The sequence below is a fragment of the Streptomyces sp. NPDC091377 genome, assembly GCF_044757045.1.
Lineage (GTDB): Bacteria > Actinomycetota > Actinomycetes > Streptomycetales > Streptomycetaceae > Streptomyces.
Genome location: NZ_JBIVUE010000004.1, coordinates 1 through 11,469, shown reverse-complemented (window position 1 = coordinate 11,469; position 11,469 = coordinate 1). Strand labels below are relative to the sequence as shown.

At 66.2% G+C, this 11,469-nt stretch carries 8 protein-coding genes and 1 pseudogene; 5 read left to right on the top strand and 4 right to left on the bottom strand.

The genetic code is table 11. The features are described 5' to 3' along the window. Window positions 1-279 precede the first annotated feature (279 nt). On the top strand, window positions 280-1,893 hold the full coding sequence (locus tag ACIQNG_RS10500) for a trypsin-like serine protease (protein WP_401483912.1): 1,614 nt from the start codon (window positions 280-282) through the stop codon (window positions 1,891-1,893). A gap of 18 nt (window positions 1,894-1,911) precedes the next feature. Here the strand turns inward: ACIQNG_RS10500 and ACIQNG_RS10495 are convergent, their stop codons facing one another. Beyond that, on the bottom strand, window positions 1,912-3,153 hold the full coding sequence (locus tag ACIQNG_RS10495; protein WP_401483910.1) for a glycoside hydrolase family 27 protein: 1,242 nt from the start codon (window positions 3,151-3,153) through the stop codon (window positions 1,912-1,914). Window positions 3,154-4,091: 938 nt separating this feature from the next. Here ACIQNG_RS10495 and ACIQNG_RS10490 point away from each other — a divergent pair. Together ACIQNG_RS10490 and ACIQNG_RS10485 are read left to right on the top strand one after the other, a co-directional pair. After that, window positions 4,092-5,519, top strand: a complete 1,428-nt coding sequence (locus tag ACIQNG_RS10490) for a hypothetical protein (protein ID WP_401483908.1) — start codon at window positions 4,092-4,094, stop codon at window positions 5,517-5,519. 171 nt (window positions 5,520-5,690) lie between these two features. Then, window positions 5,691-7,133, top strand: a complete 1,443-nt coding sequence (locus ACIQNG_RS10485) for a hypothetical protein (RefSeq protein ID WP_401483906.1) — start codon at window positions 5,691-5,693, stop codon at window positions 7,131-7,133. A 63-nt stretch (window positions 7,134-7,196) separates the two neighbouring features. Here ACIQNG_RS10485 and ACIQNG_RS10480 read toward each other — a convergent pair whose 3' ends face one another. The 3 genes from ACIQNG_RS10480 to ACIQNG_RS10470 form a co-directional block, all read right to left on the bottom strand. Beyond that, window positions 7,197-8,285, bottom strand: coding sequence for a tyrosine-type recombinase/integrase (locus ACIQNG_RS10480; RefSeq protein WP_401483904.1), 1,089 nt, complete (start codon window positions 8,283-8,285; stop codon window positions 7,197-7,199). A 60-nt stretch (window positions 8,286-8,345) separates the two neighbouring features. Then, entirely contained in the window at window positions 8,346-8,552 is a 207-nt protein-coding gene (locus ACIQNG_RS10475) for a helix-turn-helix domain-containing protein (protein WP_361731763.1), read from the bottom strand. 239 nt (window positions 8,553-8,791) lie between these two features. Then, entirely contained in the window at window positions 8,792-9,460 is a 669-nt protein-coding gene (locus ACIQNG_RS10470) for a tyrosine-type recombinase/integrase (protein WP_401483901.1), read from the bottom strand. A gap of 454 nt (window positions 9,461-9,914) precedes the next feature. Between ACIQNG_RS10470 and ACIQNG_RS10465 the strand changes: the two are divergent. Both ACIQNG_RS10465 and ACIQNG_RS10460 read left to right on the top strand, forming a co-directional pair. After that, window positions 9,915-10,936 (top strand): annotated as a pseudogene (locus ACIQNG_RS10465) (IS3 family transposase). Window positions 10,937-11,237: 301 nt separating this feature from the next. Then, window positions 11,238-11,469 (top strand): transposase (locus tag ACIQNG_RS10460; protein WP_401483898.1); only part of this gene is annotated, 232 nt, incomplete at its 3' end.

Sequence of the window (11,469 nt, the reverse complement as noted above, 5' to 3'; positions counted from 1 at the left end):
GCCCCACCGACGCCCCACCGAAGCCCGACCGGCGCCCCACCGAGGCCAACAGCCCCCACACCACGAAGACAGCGACCGACCAGCCCGGAGCCGGAAAAGCCGCCCTCCTCACACGCTGATACACAACGGAGAGGCCGACGAGCCACGTCCGATACGCGGGAGAGGCCCTCCGGAGGGCCGCTGGGTCCAGGATCGATGGCTGAGGGGACGGCCGACCGCTGTCCCCGGGCACCAGTCCGCCGGGGCGACGGACGGCGGCAGACGCAAGGGGCACCACTCATGCACACGTTGACAGCCGGAAGGGCGACCGCCGCCCTGACGACGGGAATCGCGCTGGCCGCGGCGCTTTTGACCCCCTTACCGGCGCAGGCCGTCGTGGGCGGCACCGAGTCCACCCGCGCGTACTCGTTCATGGGCTCCTTCCAGCCGTCCTATCCCGCCGCGCCGCGACCGGACAAGCACGGCTGCGGGGTGGAGGTCCTGGCGCCGCAATGGGTCCTGACCGCCAGCCACTGCGCCGGCCGGAACCCGACGAACGCGAAGACGGGGGTACCGCGTGGCTGGAAGGTCCGGGTCGGGTCACTGAACACCGCGTCCGGAGGCGAGGTCGCCGAGGTCGACCACTACTACCGGCTGGCGACCAGTCGCGACGAGGGGGGATTCTGGGGCCGCGACCTCGCGTTGATGCACCTGCGGACCCCGGTTCGGGCCAAGCCGGTGCGGATCGCCTCGACCACACCGCCGGACAACACACCCGTCCGCATCATGGGCTGGGGCATGACCTGCGACGACTCCGGCGACGCGGCGTGTTTCCCCACGCGGCTGCGGGAGGCCGACACCGTCGTGCAGCCGATCTCGACGTGTCCGTCGGGCGGGCCCGGAGAGTTGTGTGTCGGGAGCAGCGACGGCAGTGTCGCCGCGTCCAACATGGACTCCGGTGGGCCTGCGCTCGTCCGCGAGGGCGACCAGTGGGCGGTGGCCGGTGTGGTCAGCGGCCCCGACGAACGCGGCAAGACCCTGTACACCGATGTCACCGCACACGCCGACTGGATCAACGGCATCATCTCGGGCACCGACGTACCGCCCGATGATCCGATCCCGAACGTGGAAGGCTCGGTGGATCTCAGCGGCTGCGTCGGCTCGGTGGTCCGAACCCCCGCCTCCCGGCCGCAGGACCCGGCGCTGTTGCTGACCAACGGTCACTGCGTGCAAGGACAGTGGCCCGCGCCCGGAACCGCGCTGGTGGACCAGCCGGCCGACCGGGAGGTGCCTGTCGCCGACCGTCAGGGCTATCCCCGAACCACCGCCCGTACGCAACGGCTGGTGTACGCGACGATCACCGGCACCGACATCGCGCTCTACCGACTGGACAAGACATACGCGCAGTTGAGGGCGGAAGGCGCGAAGATCTTCCGACTCACCTCCACCCCCGTCCGCGCGGGGGACCCCTTGACCGTGGCGTCCAGCGGCATCCGCTACGACTGCGCCGCCGAGGCCGTGGTGCCCCACCTGCGCGAGGGCGGCTACCAACTGGACAACTCCATCCGCTACGCAACGAGCGAAGCCTGCACCCCCTGGCACGGCGACTCCGGTTCGGCGCTGCTGGGCCCGGACGGCTCCACGGTCGTGGGAATCCACAACACCCACAACGCCGACGGTCAGCAATGCACCGACAACAACCCCTGTGAGGTGGGTCCGAACGGGGAAGTGTCCTCCACGAAGGGCCGGACCTATGGCCAGCAGGTTCATATGATCACGGCCTGTCTGGTCAAGGGATCCACCCTGGATCTGGCCCGCAAGGGCTGCACCCTCACCGGTGCCACGACCGGTCCCGACCACCGCGGGTCCGCCCCGGTTCACGAGCAGCGGAACGGGGCTGGGGAGCGTGCCTGATGTGCCGCCCCTCATCCACTAGGTGGCGGGAGTGATCCTGTACATCACGGTGCCGTGTGAGGGGACCGAGGCGCTGATGGTCCCGGTCGACGTGCTGATGTTCTTGGTCCAGAGGTCCTTGACCGTGTAGGAGGCGGCTCCGGGGACACCGGCGGCGGTGGCCGTGGTGGTGAGGGTCTGGGTGGTGTCGGTCTCGTTGGTGAGGCTCACGGCCCGGCTGCCGTCGTGGAGCGGCTTGCTCATGACGACGAGGCCGCCGCTGTTGGAGATCACGGTGCCCTGCTTGCCGAGGGGGTCCTGGTCGACGGCGATGACGTCGGTGTTCCTGAGGGTCTCCAGGCTCGCTGCGCTGACCTTGCTCAGGTCGGTGCTCATGAGCAAGGGGGCGGCCATCATGGACCAGAGGCTGAACTGTGTGCGGTACTCGGTGTCCGTCATGCGCCCCCGGCCGACCATCAGCATGTCCGGGTCGTTCCAGGCGCCCGGGCCGGCGTACTGTGCGAGGCGTTGGTTGAGGTGGGCCCTGTTGATGACCTTCTGCCAGTTGTCACCGGTGTCCGTGGTGGTCCGCCACAAGTCGCCCACTCTCGGCGTCCACTTCCAGGGCTTGTTCTCGCCCCCGTCGCAGATGCTGTAGACGATCGGGCGCCCGGTGGCCTTGAGCGCCTCCCCCATGGCCTTGAAGCGCGGATAGACGTCGATGCCGTCGTTGCCGCAGTTGTCGTACTTGAGGTAGTCCACCCCCCAGGAGGCGAACTGATCGGCGTCCTGCTGCTCGTGGTTGAAGGAAGCGGGAAGGCCGCCGCACGTCTTGATTCCGGCACTGGAGTAGATGCCGAACTTCATGCCCTTGGAGTGGACGTAGTCGGCGAGCGCCTTCATCCCGTTGGGGAAGCGGACAGGGTCGGGGGCCAGGTTTCCGGAGCTGTCCCGTTCCTGCGCCTGCCAGCAGTCGTCCAGGTTGACGTACTGGTAGCCGGCAGCCGTGAGACCTTGGGACACCATCAGGTCGGCGGTCCGCTTGACGTCTGCCTCGGTCAGGGTGCCCTTGCACAAGGTGACGTAGTAGTTGTTGTAGCCCATCGGCGGTGTCAGGGCCGGGCTGCTCTCGGCGGCAGCGGCGGCGTCGGCCGGGGAGGCCGTGGCAACGTCCGCTGCCACGCCTGCGGTGGCGGCCAGGGCGGTGCCGTAGGCGAGGAGGGACAGCGAGGTGGCCAGCGCCGCCGTTCTCTTTCTCGCGGCGCGAAGTCTGCGGTTCATGAAGTGCCTCCTTGGGGGCGCGTGGGGCGGACCCGGGCGGGCGTGGGACACAGCGGGTGCCGTCGTGCGCGTGGCGCGACGGTCGGCCGGATGTGAACTCGGGAGTCGCCCCCGGGGAGACCGCATGTCAGGCCGCCTTGTTGCCCGTTGGTGAGGTGGACCATCCAGGTGGCGGCACGTCATTCGTAATGACATGGACGGTTCTACCAGTCTCAACATTTTCCAACAAGACCCACACCGGTAACGCCAGCTTCATTTATGCCCAGAACACGCCTCAGCGTGCGGTCAGGCGCCCCACTCCCCCAGCAACCGCGATGTATGAATCTGTTGATACGTGGGTCTTTTTGGTCATGCTGGACGTCCCACCGCGGTGGACACCATGAGCCTGGCCCGGCCGGGCGCCGGACGTTGTTGCGCTTGTTTCCCAACGTCCGCTCTTGGTAGCCCAGTTGGACGCCCGCGTCGCGCAGCATCCGTCGTCAGCCGGGACCTCTCGGACTCCTCACGCACAATTTCGCAGGTCAGGAGCGCTTGGCCGCAGGTTCAAGAATCGCCACGCACTCCACGTGATGCGTCGTCGGAAAGGTGTCGGGCCGAGCGATACTCGGAAAAGGCCAGGTCAGAGCCCACTTTTGGGCTCGCGATTCCGCGATCTGGCGCCCAGAGCGTCAAACAAGCGTCACGACCAGTCGTGACATGGTGTGCTCCCCGGGTTCCCTGCCCTGGCCGGCGCCCGGTTGACGGTGCGCTGGGGCCGGGTGAGTTGCGCGCCGAAGTGACCGTTGGTGTCCCGTCGGGCATCGGACGGCTCAATGTCCTTCAATCCCGTCGCCCAGCAACTCCTCGGCCAGGCATCGCCTAACAAACGTGACAACTCGACTTACAGGACCGGGCGTTCCGTACGCCTGTGGCGTCGACCGCATCGGTAAAGTCCGCTCGTGACCTACATAGTGACCCTCACCCCGGAACAGATGGCCGACAACGAAGACGACTGGCTCATCTCTGAACGCTTCACCAAAGGGCTGCCCACTGGGCTCGACACGTCGGACACCGGTACCAGGTTGGTGTTCTTGGTCCGCGACAACCTGGCGCGTTCCGCGAACTCCGGCAGCGACGGGCTCGCCGAACACGGCCGCTTCATCACCTGGATGGGGTCAGTCCAGCGCATCAACACCGTGGGTCCGGTCGACAGAAGCGTCACCATCGAGCCCATGCGTAGATGTCCGGAGCCGGTTCCTCTGGACGGTCCCGACGGAATCCTCGCATCCTTGCCTTCGACACACCGACGTCATGTGGAGCGTGCTCTCTCAGAAAGCGCAGGCCACTGTGGCATGGAAACCTGGCAGACTTTGCAGGAGGCACTCCTAAGACGCCACCCCGAGTTGTCCCGGTACATCGACTGGTTGCTCGCCCAGCTCAACCCGCTCGACTTCAACGTCGAGGACGCAGCGGACCGTGCGTGGCAGGAGCAAAGAGACGCGGCTCAGACCCTTACTCGCGTGACCAATTTCCCGCACTCCGCACTGTCGGTCTGGGGGCGCCCCGCGTCCCGGGAAGAGCCATACCTGGCGGGACTCATTCCGGACCCGGTGGAAAACAGCCTGATCGACCACGACGTACGGGTTGGCCTGGGCGATCAAGTGCCCCGCTTCGACGACTGGCGGCAACGCGGTGACGTTCGATGCGACATCCACGTGCTAGAAGACTCCACAGGACGCCGTCTTGAGGTCGTCAACGTCAATGCCACTCCGGTGGAGAGCCGACTGGGCACAGACATGATCTACTACCACCACCCCACACACAGCTTCGTCCTCGTCCAGTACAAACGCTTGGAACCCCGGCGTAAGGAATACCGGGTGAACAAGCAACTCCTGGACCAGATGGACCGCTTGGAACAGGTTTCACAGCTCAGTACAAAGCCCGCCCGCTCCCATGAGTGGCGCCTCTCCGTGGACGCATGCTTCCTGAAGTTCGCACACTGGCGAAACGGGGCGGCTTCCAGCACCGAGCTGGCCCACGGCATGTACATCCCCCTCTCCTATGCCCGCATCCTCCTGGAGGACGACTGCACGCTCGGCCCCAAGGGTGGACGCATCTTCAGCTACGAGAGGGCAGTCAACTACCTCGTCGGATCGGAGTTCGCAGAGCTGGTGAAGCTCGGCCGAGTCGGCACGGTGGGGACCAGCGTCGAGCAGTTGAGGGACTTCGGGCTGCAGCGCGCCCGAGAGGGGTACAACGTCATGCTCGGATTCGAAACAAGCAACGAGACGCCCCGTGATCGGGCCGTACGCACCCGCAGTCGCAGCGCAAAGAAGAGGCCGAAGATGAACTCCTACTCCCCGCCGACGTCGCAGCAGCCGCAGTGAACGTTCACTCACTCTGAACCGGAACTTTCGTGCTGTCCTACACCGGTTACCGTCGGTTGTGCGCAAGATCGCCCTCAAGCACTCCTCCGAGGGACCGCTAGCCTCCCAATCCCCGCCCACCCGCTCTACGTTGACCGTCCCGACCGCACGCTGTCGAGGGGAGCCGTTGAAGTGAAATACGCAGTGTCCGCACCGCAGGCCACCCTGCTCCGCGAGATCGCGGCGGCTTCCGATGCCGTGCAAATCGCACCTGGCCGCGTACATACAGCATGGGCGCTGGAACAGCGTGGGCTGATCCAGAGGACCTGGCGTGGCAACAACCACGTCGCCGTGGTGACTGCGGACGGTCGCTTCTACCTCAAGCACGGCAAGCACCCTCGCCAGGTGCAGGCGGAGAAGGAGCGGCTAAAGGGCGATGCAGCCCAAGCTGCGCGGGCCCCGGCGGACGGGGCCGAGCTGATCTCCCGGCTGCAATCGACCTCTGGGAAGATCACGGTCCCTGATCCCGCGCCCCAGACCCGTGGCCGGTGGCGAGCCGCCTACTACGACGCGCTTCACCACGGGCACGTGCCTGAAGGCCACAAGTTGCGGTGGAATGGCCGCCAGCGGGGCGACTGCGTCTTCACGCTGGTCGACGAGGAGGCAGAGAAGGCGGCCCAGCCTCCTCCAGTGCCGGCCATTGATGTCCCCGAAGTTCTGGATCGACCTCATCCGCTTGTCCGTGCGACGCGCAAGGTTCTGGGGCGTTCTCAGGGCATGGTCGATACCCGCGGCAGGGCGGAGGTCATCCCGCTGTACGTGTCGCGTCCGCTCGTCAACCGCGCCCTTCGGATCATGCACGCGTTCCTGACCGAGGCCGAGAGCCGCGGCTACACCGCCGAGACTCAGACGGACCTGGAACGCGGCGAGGCCGTGCACACTGTGGCGATCGTGATCCGAGGCCACGCCTATCCCCTCGCCCTCACCGAGCGGACAACCAGAGTCCCGCACCAGCCCACCGCACAAGAAATCCGCCAGCAGGAAGGCAATCCGTGGACCCGACCGCCCAAGTACGACGAAGAGTTCAACGGTCGCCTCGCCCTCGGCTCACTCGCCAACAGCTGGAACTCCTACTCGTACAGCGACGGAGCGCGATGGACCCTGGAGTCCCGACTGGGTCTCCTCCTGCAAGATCTCGAACATCGCGCTGCGGAAGGCGAACGCCGGGAGCGGGAGCAGGAGCTCCTCGAAGCCGAGCGGCGACGCCGGTGGTACGCAGCCATCGCGCAGGCCCGTGAACAGCAGGTCGAGCAGCACCGCGCCGAGTTCCTCACCGCTCAGGTCGGAGCTTGGCAATGGGCTGCCGAGATACACGCGTTCTGCCAGACCGCCCGCGCCCGAACCGACAGCACACCGGTTCTGGGCGGGGAGGCACAGTGGCTTGAGTGGGCTGAGGCGTACGCGGCACGTCTCGACCCCCTGCAGCACCCTCTGAGCGCTCCGCCTGACCCTCCGGCGACGCGGGAGGTACTTCGCGAGATCGCGAGGGTCGATGGCTACGCCTACCCGTGGCCGTTCGACTCCGATGACCGTTGGGCTCTGTCCCAGGCCCAGTCGGGCGGCACGGGTCTGTGATGTGCGTCCTCGCCCTCCGCAAACGGCTTCGCCCCGTCCACTGGGGACGGGGCGAAGGAACGTTTATGCAGCGATAGTGAGCGGGGCTTCCATGCGCTCCCAGGCTCCGACGACAGCCTTGTGTGCGTCCGGTTGGAGGTGGGCGTAGCGCTGAGTGGTCTGGAAACTCTCGTGGCCAAGAAGGTGCTGGACCTCGTACAGCGAGACTCCCTTCTGAACCAGCCATGAGGCGCAGGTGTGACGCATGGAATGTGGCGGATAGTGCGGGACGAGCTGCTGCTCGCCGTCATCGTCGAAGTAGTAGGCGCCGTCCACGGCTGGCCACCAGGTCTGCCGTCGCCAGTTGCCGTCGCTCAGGAGGCGGCCGGCCCGGCCCTTGGTGAGGGTGGTGAACACCACGGCGTCACGGGCGAGTCGGTGGATGTGACGTTCAAGGGCCTCCAGAGCGCGCGGCGGAAGGGGCACTTCGCGGCGGCTCTTGGAGCTCTTCGGGTACTCCTTGATGCCGCTCTTGGTGTTGACCTCGACGACGAACAGGCGGGAGCGGCGCTGGTCGATGCGGTGCCGATGAAGGCCGGAGAGCTCGCCCCAGCGCAGCCCGGTGTAAAAGCCGAGCAGGCACATCGTGCGCCACACGGTGGGGAGTTCGTCCAGGATGCTCTGCGCCTGGTCGAGCGTGAACCACTGCGGCGGTTTGACTGCGATCTGGGGCAGATCGATGCTGCGGCAGGGGCTCACCGCGATGACGTCGTCGTCGACGGCCGCCCGCATGATGGAGGACGTCAGGTTGTAGGCCCGCTTGATGGCCGCGGCCCCGGCGCCCTTGTCAATCAATGAGCGGATCCAACTCTGCACATCCATGCGGGTGATGGCCCGCATTTCCCAGTCGGCCCAGTGGGGCATGACGTGGTTCTTGATACTCGACCCGTCACCCTGCAGCGTGTGGGGCTCGACGACGCGGGCGTCCCACCACCGATCGTGCCAGTCACGGAAGGAGGTTGCGCCCACGCGTGGGTCACGCAGGCCCCCGCGGGCAAACTGGGTCTCCATCTCGAGTCCCCAGGCGCGCGCCTGCGCCTTGAGCGGAAACGATTCGCTGAACCGGTCACCGAGGCGGTTGCGTACCGTCGCCTGCCAGTTCCCGGTCTTCAACTTGCGTAGGTACAGCCCAACTCCTCATGTCGGCACGAAAGGCCCTTCGGCGGGCCGGGTTCAGCGACGCGGCCTCGGTGCGGCGACCGCGCGGCTGGAGATGAAGTCGTCGAGGCCGGCGGCGGGGACGCGGATCCGCGAACGGCTCGTGCCCGTGCGCAGATCGACGACTGGAAGGTCGCCTGCGGCGATGAAGCGGTAGACGGTGCGGCGGTCGACGTCCAAGGCGGCAGCGACGGCGGGGATGGACAACAGGCGTGCAGGCATGGGTCAGTCCTTGGCAGGAGGGTGAATGGGTGCGGCGACGAGGCGGCCGCGACGCCAGTCCAGCCCGTGCTGGTAGCCGTAAGCCCTGTCGGGGCGGGGCGGGGCGGGGCACGTCACGGGACGGCAGGGCTCCTACGCACGGGATCCCTGCAGGAACGCTCTCGACGGCGAACCGGAGAGCGTGGGGAATTGGGTCCCGGATGGCGGCGCTCCGCTGAGCTGCCGGAGCGCCGCCCGGTTCATCGGTCAGTCGGCTCCGGCAGGCGAGCCGTCTGGGCAAGGCGCTCCCAGTCGATCTCTGTTGCTTCAAGACGGAAGCAGTACGGGTAGCGAAGGGCCAGCCAGGCCGGGGCCACTCCAGCGAGCTCGGCCACCGTAGCGACATCGACGCCCAGCCTCAGCCATCGCACCAGGGAAGATTCCCGCAGGATGTCGACGGGCTCCCCCAACCGCCAGGCCAGCAGCTCATCGTGAGGCAGCACAGCCTCTTGCGCCTGCTCCCACAGCCCCATATATGCATCTACCGAAAGTCGCCCACCACGCGCGCCGGGGAACAACAGATCATCCTTCTGGAGACCGGCATCGTTGATCCAGCCGCGCAGGAACATGGCGAACCCCGGTCGCAGCGGAACCACTCGAGCCCGCCCCCGATAGCCAGCCGTCAGCTCACCAGAATCACCCGAACGAAGGACAACATCACGAACACGCAGGGATCGCACTTCACTCGGACGGAGTGCCCCCTCGGCCAGGGTGACCAGGAAGGGGTAAACCGAGCGACTGCCGCCAGCCTGCTGGCGTACCCAATCCAATAGCGAGAGAACTTGCCTCTCGGAGAGTATCCATTCCTCATCCAATGCATCAACCAGCACAGCAGTGAACTCCTTGCGGAAATAGGGGATCTGTCGCACGAGGATCGCTCGACAACAACAACAATCGTCCACACGATCCCCGGTTTCGGTAACCGGGGATCTCGTGCTACAAAGGCAGGGGCCCGCCCATAAACCCCTTCGGGATTTGCCGCGTCGCTCCATACCGACGACACACACCCGCGGCTAACTCGCCTACACCTAGGTTCACTTGAAGCAGCCGAACTAATCCAGTCCGTTGCCGACTCAATACGTCTGCCGTCGGCGAACTACCCCTGGAAGCAGCATTCGCTGCACAAAATTCACTAAACCGGGACATACTGGCACCCTGGATGAATGAACAGAGCAGGTGCCTTCTAAGCGCTTGGCCGCAAGTTCGAGTCCTGCCGGGGCCGCCGCACGATCAGGTGACATCTGAACTGGCGCGCCCTGTGGGGCGGGTGGGAAGGATGTTGCTGTACCCAAGCCTTATCCGGAGGAATTCCGCCAGGACGTCGTGCGGGTCGCGAGGATCCGCGGGCCGGGTGTGACGGTCGAGCAGGTAGCCACCGACTTCGGAGTCCATCCGATGACGTTGTGGAAGTGGATGCGTGGCGCGGACATCGAAGGCGGAACCGAGTCAGGGTCACCGGTCAGAATAGTGCCGAGCTTCGGGAAGCGCGTCGGCCGATCAAGCTGCTGGAGCAGGAGAACGAGGTTTTGCGGCGGGCCGCGGCCTATCTGTTGCAGGCGCATCTGCCGGGAAAAGGATCTACCCGCTCGTGAAGGAGCTGGCCGGGGACGGGGTGCCCGTCACGGTTGCGTGTCGTGTGCTGAAGCTCGCCAGACAGCCCTACTACCGCTGGCTGGACCAGCCGGTGAGCGATGCCGTGCTGGAGGAGGCGTATCGCGCGAGCTGCTGTTCGACGCGATGACGGACCGGACTGCCTGGCGGATCTGCCGGGACAACCGATGGTGGAGCGTGTTCGGCAAGAAGTGCGGCAAGGGAAAGAAGGCCAGCCCGCCCGTGCACGACGACCTGGTCCGCCGTGACTTCACCGCGGCCTGCGCGAACCGCCTTTGGCTCGCCGACATCACCGAGCAGGCCACCGGCGAAGGCAAGCTCTGCCTCTGCGCAATCAAGGACGTTTTCAGCAACAGGATCGTGGGTTACTCCATCGACGGGCGGGTGACGTCCCGCCTGGCGGTGACCGCTCTGGACAACGCCGTGGCCAGAGGTGGAAACGTCGACGGCTGAATTCTGCACAGCGATCGCGGATCTCAGTTGCTCGCGGAAGTTCGTCCGGGCCCTCGACCGCCACCGAATGGCCGGCTCGATAGGGAGGGTCCTTCTTCAGCCTGCTGCAGAAGAACGTCCTCGACCGCCGGACCTGGGCCACCCGCGAAGAACTGCGAATCGCGATCGTGACCTGGATCGAGCAGACCTACCACCGACGCCGCCGACAAGCCTCGCTCGGCCGGCTGACCCCCATCGAATTCGAGACCGTCATGACCACACCGGCCCTCCAGGCCGCGTGACCGAATCTGTCACCCGAACCTGTACCAGACCCATATACCTCATCGTCGGCCCCGGCTAGATCATCCTTAGAGTATGCCAACTGTGCGGGAACGTCGTGAATCTTCTCACTCAAATCAGCGACGGGCGACTGCGCGTCTCCTGCCGCAGTCGAGCCAGTTCCTCGCTTCCGGTGGCCGCCCCGGCAGTGCCGGCACGGCAGGCCCGTGCGACCCAGCCGCCCAGGGTGGTGGCCTTGATCCCCAGGTCCCTGGCGACCTAGGTCGTGTCCTCAAATGCTCTTGAGTGGTGGATCATGGTTGGGTGATACGTCGACATGAGCTGTCCGATGCCGAGTGGGAGTTCGTCCGGCCGCTTCTGCCCGTGTCGTCGCGGGGCAGGAAGCGGCTGGACGACCGGGTGGTGCTCAACGGGATCGTGTGGAAGTTCCGGACCGGTACGGCCTGGCGTGACGTGCCAGAGCGGTACGGTCCGTGGGCCACGCTGCACACCCGTTTCCGCCGGTGGGCCCTGGACGGCACGTTCGAGCGGATGC